This is a genomic window from Helicobacter didelphidarum (assembly GCF_003364195.1).
GTDB lineage: Bacteria > Campylobacterota > Campylobacteria > Campylobacterales > Helicobacteraceae > Helicobacter_A > Helicobacter_A didelphidarum.
Map to the genome: position 1 here is coordinate 1 of NZ_NXLQ01000014.1, position 15,878 is coordinate 15,878.

Sequence of the window (15,878 nt, forward strand, 5' to 3'; positions counted from 1 at the left end):
AAAAGACCGAGTTGGGAGGATATGAACAAAGCATACAAAGAGATAAATGCTTTAAGTGTTCCTCAACGATATACTTTGGTTGGAGGGCAGCTGTTAGAAATATACAATCCAAATAATAAGCATACTGAAAACACTTGTGCTATGCAGATAAGCTATATGCTTAATAAAAATGGAATGTTTATTGAAAACTACATATCCCAAAGAGTATCTAAACAACCAGCGGGGGTAAAAGATGATTTTGTTTTAGTAGGTAGTGATAAACATAATTATATTGTGCGAGTTGAAACATTAATTAAACTCTTTCAATTAGAAAACTTTTGGGGTCATGCAGATGAACCATATAATCCAAAAGAAATGACAACAAAACAAGAAAATATTAATTTCTACAACAATGAATTCTCAAAATTTGATAAAAGTGGAGTAGTAGCAATGATTATCAGTGGGTGGAATAATGCTGGAGGACATATTACACTATGGGATGGAGCAAATGAGCTAAATAAAATATTTTTGGATTATGATGAAAATTTATACAATAATTATTTATTGTATGGGAACGCTATTGTAACAGCACTTTATTTTTGGGAACTAAAATAAAGGAGGCTGTATTGAGATATGTTGTAATGACAATAGCGATAGTTTGTTGTTTATTGGGTAGTGAATCTAGCGATGCAGAATGGGATAAGCATAGATTTATAAGTAGGAAAAATCTTGGATTCACTCTTTGCTTAAAAGAATTTTACAAAGATTTGCCAAGTGAAATAGTCAAAGCTGATAGGCTATTTGGCTTGATTGAGTTAGCTGACCCAGACGATAAGAAAAGATTTATCGATTTTATTGTAAGCAATATCAATAGCTATATACCAAATTTTAAACATCCAGAGCTTTATCCTAAGAATTGGTATTTCGTAGCCTGTCTGAATATGTATAATTCTCAAGAATATGAGGATATGATACAAAGAAAGGGCAAGTATGCTAAGTGAAAGAAGACATACGACACTTTGGGATAAAGAGATGGGAGGGTTTTTAGATGAGACGAATTATCTAAATGATGAAACTATAATCGTATATGAATTGTGCTTTTGGGAATCATTGTAGAAAGGAAAGATGTATGCTAAAAAGGTTTTTTGTTAGTTTTGTTTGCGTGTGGTTTGCGTGTGTTAGTAGTGTATATGCAGATTCAAATAAAGAGTGCTTAGGTGTAGATTTTCTATCAAGCCGCCCACTTAAAAAGGCTGATAGCGAATTTTACTTTTTTGCAAGGGCAAGAATGGTAGAAACAGCAAAGAAGTTTGGAGTGGGAATCTGCCTTGATTACTACGGATTATCGCAAAAAATTGAAATAATGGAAATGGAATGGTTTGATATGATGTTTCAGCAAATAGAAAAAATAGGCAATGCAGATAGTAGCCGATGTTACACGACAAACAGGCGAAAGCATTTGAAAGAGGAAATAAAAGCTTATGTCATATCCCAACAAAAAGGAGTATCAAAGATACAAACTTGCCTTGAACTCTACGACTCCAAAAAATATAAGGCTGAAATCGAACGCATAGTGAAAAAATACTGCAAGGAATGTAAGTGAGAAAATAAACAAAGATTGCAAACGAGATTCTTAACTTATCACACTCTAAATTAAGAATCTAAATTTGTATTCATTTTAGATTTGGTAAAATTATAGATTATTAAAACTTTTAGAAAATCTTATAAAGGACAAGTTTTTAATATAAATATATAAAATTTTAGATTATTGCGAAATTATATTGATTTCTTGCAGGAAAAAATTTTATTGTTTTAGCTACTCAAAAGAAGTCTGATTCTGGCTTCATGATTCTTAGAATCCAATGCAAACATAATATATGCAATAGATTAGGTTTAGAAAGTTTCTATCGCGGAACTTTTTGTTGTGTAAGCATACCTAAAAAGCTTTGCACACCACCTTTTGTGCTTAATTTTTTAGCAAATTTACTTGCTTGTTCAAACTGCTTTAAGGTGCGATTAATATCACTCACATCAAGTCCGCTACCCATAGCAATGCGTTTGCGTCTTGAACCATTTAAAATGCTTGGATTATCCCTTTCTTTTTTTGTCATAGAATTTACCATAGCACGAATGATTTTTACTTCTTCGGAATTATCCAAATCAATATCTTTTAATGATTTTGCCATATTCCCCATACCAGGAATCATTGACATAATTGAACTCATAGAACCCATTTTTTTTACATTTTCTATTTGATTTAAAAAATCTGTAAAAGTGAATTCACCTTTTTTAATTTTTTTATGTATATCTTTTACCTCTTTTGGATTAATTGCTACTGCAGTTTTTTCGGCTAAAGTCTCAAGGTCTCCAGCTCCCATAAGTCTCGAGACGATTCTATCAGGCATGAATAAATCAAGATCGGCGACCTTTTCTCCCATCCCCATAAATCGTAGAGGAATACCCAGTTGATAAGCAATTGATAATGCAATACCACCCTTTGAATCGCTATCAAATTTGCTTAAAACAACACCACTTAATCCAATTTTTTCGTGGAAACTTGTAGCGCTTCGCACACCATCTTGTCCGCTTAAAGAATCTGCGACATAGAATATGTCATGAGGATTGATTGCTACCTTTATTTCCTGTAATTCTTTCATTAGTGGCTCATCAATGGCAAGTCTCCCAGCTGTATCATAAATTACAATATCAAATTGTCCATTTGTTGCATATTGTAATGCATCTTTTGCTACTTGAATTGGACTAGTAGATTCTGAATGGAATACCTCGACTTCAATTTGTTCCCCAAGAGTTTTTAATTGTGTTACAGCTGCCAATCTTTGCAAATCACAAGGCACAAGCAAAACCTTCTTATTACGCATTTTTAAATAGTTCGCAAGTTTTGCACTTGTTGTTGTTTTTCCACTACCTTGCAAACCTACCATGAGAATATTAGTTGGTGGTTTTGTTGCATAAGTAACACCATAATTCCCACTTACTGCTAAAATCTCAAGTAAAGATTGCGTAAGTGCATTTAAAAAGCTGTCCCGCCCAATGCCATTTTGTTTAGTTTTCTCTCTTGTTTTTTGCAGAATCTCTTTTGTCGCTTTATGGTATACATCACTTTTGAGTAATACTTTTTTTAGCTCATCTAAAGCCTTATCGAGAGCCCTTTCATCGTCACTAAAACGAATCTTATTAATCGCACTACGAAATCCATTGCTTAAAGATTCAAACATTGTTTATCCTTCTTTGATTTATAAATTATGATTTTTGCGTATTATAGCAAATTTATCTCTATTTTAAGATAAAGTTCTCTATAACAACGAAAGGAAAGTCTTGTAATATTCTCAATGTTCAAAATGATACATATACTTTAAGAAAAAATAAGAAATATTTAACTATTTAATGAATTTTATAAATACAAATGTAGAATCAGCTTTTATTATTTCTTTTAAGGCGGAACTATGCTACGATTTGCCCCATCTCCCACAGGTAATATGCATATTGGTAATTTGCGTGCAGCAATTTTTAATTATCTTATGGCAAGAAAACTTGGTGAGAAGTTCATCATTCGTATCGAGGATACAGATTTGGAACGGAATATTGCCAACAAAGACAAGGAGATTCTCTCTTTATTAAAACAATTTGAACTTGATTATGATGAGTTAATCTATCAAAGCTATAATTTTCCCTTACACAGAGATTTAGCACAAAGACTCATCAAAGAAGGAAAGGCATTTTATTGCTATTGTTCAAAAGAGTTTTTAGAATCTAAACGCGAAGAAGCAAGATTACAAAAAAAGGCATTTCGTTATGATGATTCTTGGGCTACACTCGAAAAAGGAAATAAAACTACAAGTCCCATTATCCGTCTTCGTGCTAACCAAAATATAAGTTTTATAGATTCTATCAAGGGTAAAATTAGTTTTGAGGCTGAAGAAATAGATAGTTTTGTTATCATGCGCAATGAGATTCCTACTTATAATTTTGCTTGCAGTATTGATGATAAGGACATGAGTTATATCATACGAGGTGAAGATCATATTAGCAATACACCCAAGCAAATTCTCATTAAACAAGCACTTGGATTTGGATTAAATGTAAAATATGCACATTTGCCAATTATTCTCAATGAAGAAAATAAAAAAATGTCAAAACGAGATTCTGCCTCAAGCGTTCAATGGCTTTTAAATCAGGGGTTAGAATCTCAAGCCATTGCAAATTATCTTATCTTGCTTGGTAACAGCAAAATAGAGAAAAACATTGGTGAATTATTTAACTATCAAGAATGTATGAAAATCTTTGATATATCGCAAATATCAAGCAATCCAGCACATTTTGACTATAAGAAAATGTTGCAAATTAATCGTGATTTGTTGCGTCAAAAATCCCCGAAAGATTTTTATCCTATCATTTCTAAAGCAACCAGTATGACGATAGCTTCAGAATCTAAGACTTGCGAGAATAAAGAATGTATGATTCCAATAGATTCTCAATTTGATGCATTGCTTGGACTTTATTTACAAGAAGTAAGTAGCATACAGGAGTTATCTAAACAAATTGCACTCATCTTTGAATCTCTTCCAACGAAACGTGAAAAAACAGAATTTCAAAATGAATTTGATATAATTTTACAAGCTTTAAGAAAAATACATACAGCTACGCAAGATTCTCAATCCCACCAATCAGAGTCTCTTTCATATACACAAAATGAGAATCTTCATATATCATTGGAAAATTATGAGAATCTTAAAAATTATCTTATCAAAGAAACAAACCTTAAGGGAAAATCTTTCTTTAAACCTTTACGTATGATTTTGAGCGGACAAGAACATGGGATAGAATTAGATAAACTTTATGAAGCTATCAAACCACTTTTACATTACATTTTAAGGGGATAATATGATAATCATTCTTAATGCAATAGGACAAATTTTACATAGTATTATTTTTATTTATAGCTTGGTCATTTTTGTTGGGGCAATTTTACAACTTGCTAGAGCAGACCCATCAAGCAACTTTATGATAATTATTAATCGTTTAACTTATCCTGCTTATAATGCAATAAAAAGGATAGTAAAAACAGAATTTAATGGTTTGGAGTTTGCCCCTCTTATTGTGATTATAATTTTACAATTTGTCGATTTAACTCTCGTTCGTATATTATTGGGCTTTTAATCAACTATATATTGTAGAAAGTAAAAACAAGATTTATTGATTTATTATATTCTTAAAGAGTCCTTATAGAATTAAAATAAATTTTTAAAGGATATTCTCTATGATATAAAAATCATCGCAGATTACTTATTGTTGCTTATAGCACACAAGACAAGAGTATTTTTATCTTGCAATACATTCGCACACAGCATTTAAGAAAGTGGGGACTTCCAGACACACAAGTGTGTCCGAATAAAACAATGAGTAAAAAGTTACATATAATTTTTAAGTATAATTTTAGAATTTTTAACGATATTATTCAGCAACCTCAATGTTACAACACATTGCGACTATGGGTATAATAAACTTTCAATTTTATACAACATAAAAGGAAGAATATGCAAAAACTCATGATTATCTTGCGCGATATTACTGAAAATGGCGGCGGAGAAAGGGTTTGTGCAAATTTGGTAAATGCTTTTTTAGAATCTTTCAAGGTAGAGGTTGAAATTGTGAGTTTTTATCGCCTGAATCCTGCTCCTTTCTATAAAATTTTACCCCAAGCACAAATTACTTATCTTTCTTCTTCTACTATACTTACAAAAAATAAAGTGAAAAAATTTTGGAACAAAACTTTATATCGTCTCTATCTTAGTTATAAAGCTATGAAATATATAAAAAAATCTCATGCTACAATTGTTCTAGCAAATGATGGTGTATTTATTCCTTTCTCTAAAATAAAAAATATAAATTTGTTGCGTATTTGGCACATTAAAATACCAAAGAAAAAAAAGAGAATTTTTGATAGGTTTAAAACAATTATTGTTCTCTCAAGTAGAAATCTAGCACAATGGCAACACTATCATAATAATGTCAAAGTTATACCAAATTTTTTACCAATAATGCCTAGCATTCAAACACAATATGATAAAAAGAGAATACTAGCAGCCGGTAGAATGAGCACCGAAAAAGGTTTTGATAGACTTATCAACACTTATGCAATGATTGCTAAAGAAATTCCTGATTGGGAATTAGTAATTGCTGGTGATGGAATCTTAAAACATGAATTACAAGCTCAAATTGAGTTTTTGGGATTGCAGGAGTATATTAAACTCCTCCCATTTACACAAGATATGGAATCTCTTTATCTCTCCGCAAGTATTTGTGTAATGAGTAGCTATACAGAGGGGTTTTCAATGGTACTTTTAGAGGCTGGTAGCTATGGCCTGCCTTGTGTTTCTTTTGATATTGAAGCTGGACCAAAAGATATTATCGAAGATTCTAAAAGTGGATATTTAATCCCAGATAATGATTGTGAGCTATATGCAAAAAAACTTAAAGCACTTGTAGATGATAAGAATCTAAGGGAAACTATGGGTCAAAGTGCGAGAGAAATTGTAAAGAAAAAATTTGGCAAAGAATCTATTATGTTGTTATGGAAAGAAGTTTTATTTTGCCAATAGAAATTATGTGCTATATGGATTCTATTTTAGTTTTATCTATGTATTAAATAACTCTATAAATATAATATGTTTATTCAAAAAATCTTATGGTTTTTCGACATCTTTTTCGAGTTTTTAGAATTTAGGGATTCTGAAATACATGTGGATGGCAAAAATAACTACGAAATGTCTCAAAGATTTGTGGAGAAATAGCAACAATAGTTTTATTTATTTGCATATAATTTTTTGATAATAAAATTGTATATTTTTTTGTATCTTTGATATAAAAATCTATTAAAATAGCAATATTTACGAGTTCATTATTTTCTAAATATTGTTTTAAAAGTTGGTATGAAGTCTGAGGAATCTTTGTAAATGTAATATCTCTTAATCGCACCATATTATCTTGATATTGCCAAAAAGAGAGAAAATGCAACATACCAATTTTTTTTAACATTGCTTGATTAAGATTAGATTGCAAAGTGATTCCATCAATAGCACAATAAGATTGCAATAGCATTCTATTTTTTAGAATATCATTAAAAAGAGCATACAATACTTTATCTTTTGAAGATTCTATCGTAGTCTGTGCTTGGGTGGTAGGTATTGTGGGCATTGTGGTAACTGGTGGTTTGGGTATAGTTACTTTTGGGGTAGGTTTGGCTGGTGTTATAGGTTTAGTTTCTTGTTGTTTTGGAGTACTTAAAGATGGTATTGTGATTGTCGGTGCATTGGGAATGGAGATGGCTGGAACTGAAATGTTCTCATCTTGTGCTGTTGTATTTGCATGAACCAATAAACATAAGAATATAATACACGAAGGAAATAATTTTATTTTCATCTAAGACCCTCTTTTGCAATATTATACCCTAATAGTCTATGTTTTTTAATGGGTTATAAATATTTTTTAAGTTTTCCTCTGATTTGATGAATATTATCATAAAATTGATATTGTATAAATGTCATTTTGGTAGAAAGATAAGATTTTTTAATCTCAAAATATTTAAATACTATGTAACATAGATATGCAATTATGAATTTTGATTTTCTTGAATTTATTCATAGCTTTTTGAGATTTCTTGTAAGATAGATTCTAAATTCGTAAGATAGTCTTGGCTAAGAGGATCAATGAGTATGACTTGTGCATTTATAGATTTCGCAAGAGTCACAATATCATTATTCTTATTTTGTGTAAAAATGCGTTTTATCTGAATCTTTTTTCCCAATTGTGAGAGACTAATAATATCAGCAACGCCATATTTTTTACCATGTTTTTCAAGTGAGTGTTCAATTAAATTAAATTCATGTGCAAATTCATCAAAAATTGGATGATAGATAATAAAATCTTTATGAGGCATATCGTTTATTATAACAGGGATTTTTGCTTCCAATGCTACAATTGATGTAAGAAGTTTCTGTGCATTTTCATGATAAAATGCACTGTTTTTAGAATCATATTTACTGAATTCATCAGCAAGAATCTTTGTAATTTTTTTTGCATTATTGAGACTTAGCCATAAATGTGCATGCGAATGACTATAAAGTTTTTCATCAAGCATTATCGTGTAAAGTTTGTCTTGTGTTTTATTTGCATTAAGAATCTTTGGAATCCATATTTTCTCAAAAGGCATACCAATGCCAATAAAAATTTCAGATTTTCCAATGACCTCCATACTTGCAAAATCTGGCTCATAAATTTCTGCATTTTTATTGGTTGGAATAATAGTGGTAATTATTGCCTTATCTTTTGCAATTTGATTTACAAAAAAGTAAAGCGGGGGAATACTTACACTAATAGTAAGTTTCTCGGGTGGATTTGCACACAAAAAAGAAAATGTATAAAATATGCTAACAATAAAGATAATATAGATCTTTTTCATTGTTACTCCTTTTGTTTTTTTATGTATGTCATATAATGCAATATTTAGGATAAGATTTTGATATTTTATCTCAAATACTTATTCTATGGGACTTAGAATTGCAGAATTACTTTTTTAAATTGCAAAACTTTTTTTGAAAATCTTCCCAAGTTCCATTATATGCATTTAAATCAATAAATTTTTCACCTTTTGTATAACCCTGCAAGACACCTTTTGGGTTATATTGCCAAAAACTCCATTGCGATGTACTGAAATATACATCAAAAATTTTAGCAAATATTGAATCTGGAGGAAAAAATATCGAACGAATCCATAAGGGGTATTGAGTATATCGTCCATGTAAATACCTCTTATAAAATGAAGGTGTTGTATAAATAATTGGCTTCTTACCATAGAATTTTTCAAGTGTTGTAAGAAGAACATCAAGCTCTTTGTAAATTGATTCTGGACTCGGTGGGTTTGAAGATTTATTCCCATAAAACTCAATATCAACTCCTGGCGGGAGAATACATTTTTGCAATGTCGAACCTTTTGTAATATTGGAATCTTGTTGAATATTTTTTATTGATGATTGGTTTGGCACATTTGCTATAAAATTTTTTGCTTGTGTTTCGCCACTACTATCAAAACTAAAAAAATGATACGCTCCAATAACTGAAAGATTCTCTAAAGATTTTTCCCAATTATACTGAAATTTTTTATCACTCCAACTACTCCCCTCTGTTGCTTTAATAAAAGCAAAACTCAAATCCTTAGAAAGAATACGCCAATCAATATCACCTTGATGGGCAGAGACATCAACACCGATAACAGGATATTTTGTACGACTAGGCATATTAAACCAAATGATACCGCTATTGAGTATTATAAAAAATAATCCACCTAAAAAAAGAACAATACAAACTCTTCTTATAAATGAACGCATACTATTTCATATCCTCTAGACCAAATGGCAGTAAAGTTACAGAATAAAAATATGGAAACCTCGCAAATAGTCGTGTGAAATTCTCTAACTCTCGATTATTATAAATGATATTTTACTCTTTGCAATTAACGACGACCCCTTGCGTCTAACCCTCTTTTTACAGCCCTTTCAAATTCCATTGCTAATTCAGGATGTTTTTCTTGAAATTTCTTTTGCGTGTCAAGAATAATATTTTTTTCTGTATTTTTGTGTTGGCAAAGTGCAAGCAAAATACTTTTAATTTTTTGTTTATTAATATCTAATTTATCATATTCCTCAAAAAGTTTATCCATGGCATCTTGTAAATCCTGCAATGAACTTTGCGATGAATCTAACACCATCATAATGCTTTCAAGTCCAAAACTATTTTCTATATCAATACTAAACTCCTTTGCTTTTGGCTTATTTGACAAAACAAATTTGAAAAGTGCAAATATAAAAAGTACGACCACAACAACAAAGCTACCACCTATAAATATGAGGTTTGTATTATCCATATTTTTTACCTTTGAAATAAAATATACTTGTTATTCTATCATAAATTTTAACTCATTCCAAAATAAATTATCTTTTATTTGATAGAATTGTTGTTTTTGTATCAGATTTTTTTAAGCTTTAGGACAATACTATGAAATATTTTACAACAAATTATGATTTTCATGAATTAGCAAAACAATATGGAACACCACTATATCTTTATGATATAGATACTTTAAGTGGAAGATACAATGAAATCAAAGATTCTTTTAGTGGTTTTAAGTCGTTAGTATGCTATGCACTTAAGGCAAATTCAAATTTAAGCATTATTAAAGTATTGGCAAAATTGGGCAGTGGAGCTGATTGTGTAAGTCTTAATGAAGTAAAAAGAGCAATAATAGCGGGTATTCCAACTTATAAAATTATTTTTAGTGGTGTAGGAAAAGAAGATTATGAGATTGAAGAAGCGTTACGATTAGGTATTTTATTTTTGAATGTAGAATCTGAAATGGAATTATTGCGTATAGAAAATCTTGCAAAAAAAATTGCAGGTGAAAAAAAAATAGGAAATCAACATAGTGTGGATTTTCATCAAGAAAATACTCTGTATTCTTCTCACTCTTTGAATCAAAATGAAGAAAATATATTTCAAGCTCGCATTTCAATTCGTGTTAATCCTGATGTAAATGCCAAAACACATCCATATATTTCAACAGGCTTACATGAAAATAAATTTGGATTAGATATACAAACAGCCAAGAGGCTTTATCTTTATGCACATAAAAGCCCATTTCTTAATCCAATTGGCATTCATTATCATATTGGTTCGCAAATTCTTGATGACACACCACTTTTAGAATCTAGCATAAAAATTTTAGAACTCACAAAAAGTTTATTAAGTGCAAACATTAAACTAAAATTTTTTGATATTGGTGGTGGATTTGGCATTAGTTATCACAATGAAAAGCCTTTTGCAATACAAGAATATATTAGTAATATTATTCGTAAGATTGATGCACTTGATCTCACGACTATTTGTGAACCGGGAAGATTTATTATGGGCAATAGCGGTGCCATTCTCACGCGTGTAATAGGAGAAAAATACACACCAAATAAAAGATTTGTTATAGTTGATTGTGCAATGAATGACCTTATCCGCCCAAGTCTTTATCATGCTTATCACAACATTGCATACTTAGGATCATCTCTCAACCAATGTAAGCAGATTCCAACCAATACAGAATCTTTAAAGCATAATCATAATACGCTATCTACACAATCCAATGATGCACAGCAAATGGCTAATGATAGTCAATCACAAGAATTTACGAAATGCGATATTGTAGGTGCAATTTGCGAGAGTGGGGATTATCTTGCAAGAGATAGAGAGTTACCAAAATGTCACGCAGATGATTTATTACTTATTGAATCAAGTGGGGCATATGGTTATAGTATGGCAAGCAATTATAACTCTCGCATGAAACCAGCAGAGGTTGCACTTTTTCAGGGGAATCATTATCTTATCAAAGAAAGAGAAAAATTTGATGAAAGTGTAGAAAATGAATTAGCAAATCTAAAAGAATTTTAATATAATTTAAGAGTTTTTATATCAAAAGAATGATACTTTTTAGGGCAATTAACGCTATTCCCTGTGTCCCCCAATGTCTTTTCAGCACCAGATATACAAGAATGAAGAACAATCATCACTAGATTTATTTTGACACCATATCATACTTTAGAAAACTTTTATATTATTTTGGAAATTGAAAGAAATGAAATTACATTATTTTATCATTAGCGAACAAAGAACATACAATATTTTTTGTGAGATTGTGTTAAATCCTCAAATAAACAACTTTAATTCCCAATTAAAGCTGTTTATTTCCAAAGCCTTATATACTGATTGCAAGAAACTTTGCTGTTGTAATATTTTCTAATTATTAATAAATCTGAGTTGATAGGTGCAAAAAATTATTTACAAAGTGTTGCAACAAATCCTCTGTCTAATCCCGCATAATCTTTATAAAATGCGACTTCATAATTTGTATAATGAAGTATCTCTTGCATACTTGCTTTTTGATTGTATCCCATTTCACAAATTATATGTGTAATATTTTTTTGTCGTGCCTGCATAATAAGTCGCTTCAGAATCTCATCTCCCTTTTCTCCACCAAATAATGCAATATGTGGCTCACAAAGAACTTCTTGATTAAGTGGGTAATTATTCGCTATATATGGTGGATTTGCGATTAATAATGAAATTGGTTTTTGTAGCATAATATAAGGAGAATCTAATAAATTAGATTCTATAAAATCACAACGATTTTTTACTCCAAGGACTTCAGCATTATGTTTGGCTATGTTTAAAGCCTCTTTACTAATATCTGTTGCTATTCCATAAGTATTTTGTGTATTCTTGAGAATTGCTGTGATGATTGCACCACTCCCAACACCCACCTCAACAAAACTTGCAATATTATGCTGATTCATAAGTTCTATTGCCTTATCAACAAGGATTTCGGTTTCAGGACGAGGGATTAATACATTTTTATCAACATATAATTCAAGGTTATAAAAACTTACACGATTAGTGAGATATTCAAGTGGAGTTCCATTTTTTCGCATTGCAAGAAGTTTAAAATAGCGTTGCTTATTGAAATCATTGATTTCTTTTTTTGGGTTTGCATGAATTTCCACACGTGTCATATTAAGAATAAATCCGAGCAAAATCTCTGCTTCATAACGAGGACTTGTGATATGAAATTCAGGAGAAAATAAATTAGAGCTATATTTATTTTTTTGAATATTATCTGAATCTTTGGGGATTTTATCATTTTCAAAAGAATTAATATCGGAGACTAAAAATGAAGTTTCATACACGAGCTTTTGAAAATCTTCTAAATTCATGTCTTTTAAAAAAGCAACCGCGATACGCAGGAGTAAATCAATCTCTATCATTTTGCCATCCTAATGTCTTAAGCCTTTTAATAAGCGGTGGGTGAGAATAATAAAAGAAAATATATGCCGGGTGAGAATATGGGAAAGATTTATTTTCATTCACTAGGCGAATAAGTGCTTCCCTTAATGCTTCTTTGGTAGCACATGATGCACCAAATTCATCAGCACGATACTCTGCTTTGCGACTAAAGTAGCTTATGATTGGTTTTAAGAAAAAGGTGAAAACTGGTAAAAGTAACATTGCGAGTATTAAAATGTTGCTATGAGTTGGTGTAAAATTAAGATAAACACAAAGAGGTTGGAACAATAAACCTGTAATAGCAAACATTAAAAACATAATAAAACTCACAATAATAATATTATGTAATATATCTCTGTGCTTGAAATGCCCTAACTCATGTCCTAAAATAGCAATCAACCCATCTTCACTAATTTTATCTAGTAAAGTATCAAAAAGCACAACTCTTTTAGAACTACCAAGCCCACCAAAATATGCATTTAATCTCCCATCTCTTTTGCTTGCGTCCATAACAAAAATTCCATTACTTTTGAAACCAGCTACCTCCATAAGATTTTGAATCCTTTGCTTAAGATTTTCATTTTGTAATGGTGTAAATTTATTGAACATTGGTGCTATAAGTGTTGGATATACAAGCTGTATGAGAATAACAGAACAAAATATGAGGACAAATCCAACAAGCCACCATAACTCAACCATTTCCATAACCAACAACAAAATTGCAAGTAGGATTCCAACAAAAATTGCCCCAAGAATGAAACCTTTAATAGAATCAATACAATATTCCTTAAAGCTTTGTTTGTTAAATCCATATTCCTTATCAATTTGTCTTTGTAAAATACCAAAAGGTGCATTTAATAAAATATTTGCTCCCAAAAAAGACATTAAAACTAACCAGTCTTTACCAAAGTCACTAAGATTCATTAAAGCACATTGTGTCATTAGAAAATTAATGCCAATATGTAGCCAAAATACAAGCCAAACAAAATCATAAAGGTGTGAGGCAATAGATATTTTTTGTTTTGCAAGTGCATATGATGCTGCAATTTGATAGTCATCTTGATTTAAAATGACTGGTTCTCTTTTTGCATATTCTTGAATATATCGTATCTGTAAAATATCTAAAATAACACATGGAGCCACATAAAATAATAGATATATGACAATAACACTATACAAACAATCCTCCTTGAGATTTGTATAACCCTTGTAAGTAATATATAACTTGTAAGTCTATTATAAAAAAATAAATACTAATTAATTTCATAGAAAGTTTTTGGATATATCCCAAAAATATATTGTCGATAAGAACAGGATATTTTTAGATAAATTGGGATTATAATAAGTAAAATATAAAGAACATGTTCTTAAATAATTGGAGATAAAATTTTCCAAAAAGTGTTAAACAATATTATTTTATACACCGCTAGATAAATTGTATAGCCCCAATAGCAACCAAACTACAATTTTAGATTTTACATACAATAACCAAAAAAATAAGTTTATGTTTTTATTTTCCCTAGATTCAGGGAGGTTCATAGGGGTTTATTTTGTTCTATCTTCAATGATTCTATTTCTTTATGGATTTTTTCTTCTTGATTTTGTGTCTCATGTTGCAATGTGGTTTGTTGTGTAGTAGCTAGGGTTAAAAGTGTAGCGTATGCTTGGGAGTATCTCTTAAGTTCTTCTCCCCCGAACTGGTTAAATGGACGTGTAAGATTCTTAGGATCGAATATATTTTGTCGCTTACTTTCCATTATTTGCATATATTGTTTATCAAGATCTTCGTAGGTAAAACCATCTTGCAACCCTAAAAGTTTCATAGCTTCTTCTTTATCCATTGCAACAACTTTTTGAGTATTATTCGCCTTAAATTCATCATAAAGTTTATTGAAGTCCTCATTTTCAATTTCTAAAATTGCAGCAACATCAATAATGCAATTTTCTTCATCATTTGTTAATTCGCCATCAGCCCATGAGAGTGCAAACATAAATTCAATAATTTTTAATCGCTTTTTGTATTGCGCAATAGTTTCGGAGGCAAACAGTGTTGCTAATTCTTGTATATCCTCTTGCCTTGCTTCTTTATATATTTCAAGATACAAACTTTCTGGCTGGTCTGTTTCGTGTGCCATATCGTGTATGATTCCACTCATAAGTTTCTCTTCTAAAATACAGCTTTTTTCATCAGCAAAACTCAATCTACCCATGATGCGTGCTATTAATCCATATTCAGTTGTTTTAAGCCTTTCTTTTAAACTTAATGGCTTTACTTCTTGTTGCGGAGTCTCTCGATTTTGTGATTGCAAAACATCTCTGTCGTTGGGTACAATTGGATTACTAAGATACACCTGAAATGTCTTATAAAGATAAAAAATAATACCAGCAGCTATGAGAAATAAAACTAATTCCATTGATAATATCCTTATTACAAATTTTAGAATTACATGAATTATACCTAAATTCATAAAATTTCTTTATTAACCATAAAACCCAATACAATATTAAGTATTAAAAAATCTCATCTCAAGAGATTCTAATAAGCCCAACAAGAGAAATGTTTTGAATTTAGCAACAAAACTAATGTCTTTTTTATGCTATAATCTCAAGATTATAGCATAAAAGTCTTTATTCTTGCTTAATGAAAAAAGTTAAGTGTAATTTATATATAATTAAAGTTTCAGTTTTTTCCTTAATTCTTGTTTGCGTTCTTCTTCTTCTGCTAAAGCTTGTTTTTTTAAGTGTTTTTTCTCTTCCATTTGTTTTTCCGCAAGCATTCTTTTACGTTCTCGAGCTTCTTGTATTTGAAAACGATATTTATCTCTTTCTGCGGGATCTTGAAATTTAATTGGCTTAATGAATGAAGCAAGTAAAATAAGAATAAATAAAATAATTGCAATTGGAGCTTGCTCTGGTCCATTTAGATGATACCATGCCATACCAACAAAACAAGCAAAAAATATTTTAAAAATAATAATTATCTTACTCATTTGTAATCCTTA

At 30.4% G+C, this 15,878-nt stretch carries 17 protein-coding genes; 8 read left to right on the forward strand and 9 right to left on the reverse strand.

Translation table 11 applies throughout. The features are described from left to right. The 4 genes from CQA53_RS06650 to CQA53_RS06660 form a co-directional block, all read left to right on the forward strand. Positions 1-594: T6SS effector amidase Tae4 family protein (locus tag CQA53_RS06650; RefSeq protein WP_342767975.1), on the forward strand; the 594-nt coding region annotated here is incomplete at its 5' end. Positions 595-605: 11 nt separating this feature from the next. After that, entirely contained in the window at positions 606-980 is a 375-nt protein-coding gene (locus tag CQA53_RS06655) for a hypothetical protein (RefSeq protein WP_115543238.1), read from the forward strand. After that, on the forward strand, positions 970-1,095 hold the full coding sequence (locus tag CQA53_RS13570; protein WP_281271176.1) for a hypothetical protein: 126 nt from the start codon (positions 970-972) through the stop codon (positions 1,093-1,095). The genes CQA53_RS06655 and CQA53_RS13570 overlap by 11 nt, the downstream gene beginning before the upstream one ends. 13 nt (positions 1,096-1,108) lie before the next feature. After that, entirely contained in the window at positions 1,109-1,582 is a 474-nt protein-coding gene (locus tag CQA53_RS06660; RefSeq protein ID WP_115543239.1) for a hypothetical protein, read from the forward strand. A gap of 301 nt (positions 1,583-1,883) precedes the next feature. On the opposite strand, the gene ffh is transcribed toward CQA53_RS06660, so the two are convergent. Beyond that, positions 1,884-3,215: a signal recognition particle protein gene (ffh, locus tag CQA53_RS06665; protein WP_115543240.1), complete on the reverse strand. Its 1,332-nt coding sequence runs from the start codon at positions 3,213-3,215 to the stop codon at positions 1,884-1,886. 228 nt (positions 3,216-3,443) lie between these two features. On the opposite strand from ffh, the gene gltX reads away from it, so the two are divergent. The 3 genes from gltX to CQA53_RS06680 all read left to right on the forward strand — a co-directional run bounded on the left by gltX (position 3,444) and on the right by CQA53_RS06680 (position 6,599). Then, positions 3,444-4,880 carry a glutamate--tRNA ligase gene (gene gltX / locus CQA53_RS06670; protein ID WP_115543241.1) on the forward strand — a complete coding sequence of 479 codons (1,437 nt, stop codon included), beginning with the start codon at positions 3,444-3,446 and terminating at the stop codon, positions 4,878-4,880. A 1-nt stretch (position 4,881) separates the two neighbouring features. Beyond that, positions 4,882-5,157, forward strand: a complete 276-nt coding sequence (locus CQA53_RS06675) for a YggT family protein (RefSeq protein ID WP_115543242.1) — start codon at positions 4,882-4,884, stop codon at positions 5,155-5,157. Positions 5,158-5,534: 377 nt separating this feature from the next. Beyond that, positions 5,535-6,599, forward strand: a complete 1,065-nt coding sequence (locus tag CQA53_RS06680) for a glycosyltransferase family 4 protein (protein WP_115543243.1) — start codon at positions 5,535-5,537, stop codon at positions 6,597-6,599. A 121-nt stretch (positions 6,600-6,720) separates the two neighbouring features. Here CQA53_RS06680 and CQA53_RS06685 read toward each other — a convergent pair whose 3' ends face one another. The 4 genes from CQA53_RS06685 to CQA53_RS13300 all read right to left on the reverse strand — a co-directional run bounded on the left by CQA53_RS06685 (position 6,721) and on the right by CQA53_RS13300 (position 9,919). Further along, positions 6,721-7,419 (reverse strand): hypothetical protein, encoded by a 699-nt coding sequence (locus CQA53_RS06685; protein WP_115543244.1) that lies wholly within the window; start codon positions 7,417-7,419, stop codon positions 6,721-6,723. Between the two features lie 214 nt (positions 7,420-7,633). Then, a complete protein-coding gene (locus tag CQA53_RS06690) occupies positions 7,634-8,458 on the reverse strand; it encodes a metal ABC transporter solute-binding protein, Zn/Mn family (protein ID WP_115543245.1) in 825 nt (274 codons plus the stop codon). Positions 8,459-8,564: 106 nt separating this feature from the next. Further along, positions 8,565-9,383 (reverse strand): GH25 family lysozyme, encoded by an 819-nt coding sequence (locus CQA53_RS06695; RefSeq protein WP_115543246.1) that lies wholly within the window; start codon positions 9,381-9,383, stop codon positions 8,565-8,567. Positions 9,384-9,508: 125 nt separating this feature from the next. Beyond that, complete coding sequence (locus tag CQA53_RS13300; RefSeq protein ID WP_115543247.1) at positions 9,509-9,919, reverse strand: hypothetical protein; 411 nt, start codon at positions 9,917-9,919, stop codon at positions 9,509-9,511. A gap of 131 nt (positions 9,920-10,050) precedes the next feature. Here CQA53_RS13300 and CQA53_RS06705 point away from each other — a divergent pair, with 131 nt between their 5' ends. Further along, on the forward strand, positions 10,051-11,487 hold the full coding sequence (locus tag CQA53_RS06705; protein WP_115543248.1) for a type III PLP-dependent enzyme domain-containing protein: 1,437 nt from the start codon (positions 10,051-10,053) through the stop codon (positions 11,485-11,487). A 383-nt stretch (positions 11,488-11,870) separates the two neighbouring features. Here CQA53_RS06705 and prmC read toward each other — a convergent pair whose 3' ends face one another. The 4 genes from prmC to CQA53_RS06725 form a co-directional block, all read right to left on the reverse strand. Further along, the gene (gene prmC / locus CQA53_RS06710; RefSeq protein WP_245945748.1) at positions 11,871-12,857 is read right to left on the reverse strand and encodes a peptide chain release factor N(5)-glutamine methyltransferase; all 987 of its coding nucleotides are present in this window, start codon (positions 12,855-12,857) and stop codon (positions 11,871-11,873) included. Further along, complete coding sequence (locus tag CQA53_RS06715; RefSeq protein ID WP_115543249.1) at positions 12,844-14,055, reverse strand: M48 family metallopeptidase; 1,212 nt, start codon at positions 14,053-14,055, stop codon at positions 12,844-12,846. Before CQA53_RS06715 ends, prmC begins: the two co-directional genes overlap by 14 nt. 356 nt (positions 14,056-14,411) lie before the next feature. After that, positions 14,412-15,290, reverse strand: a complete 879-nt coding sequence (locus tag CQA53_RS06720; protein WP_115543250.1) for a TerB family tellurite resistance protein — start codon at positions 15,288-15,290, stop codon at positions 14,412-14,414. A 258-nt stretch (positions 15,291-15,548) separates the two neighbouring features. Then, on the reverse strand, positions 15,549-15,866 hold the full coding sequence (locus CQA53_RS06725; protein ID WP_245945749.1) for a hypothetical protein: 318 nt from the start codon (positions 15,864-15,866) through the stop codon (positions 15,549-15,551). Positions 15,867-15,878 lie beyond the last annotated feature (12 nt).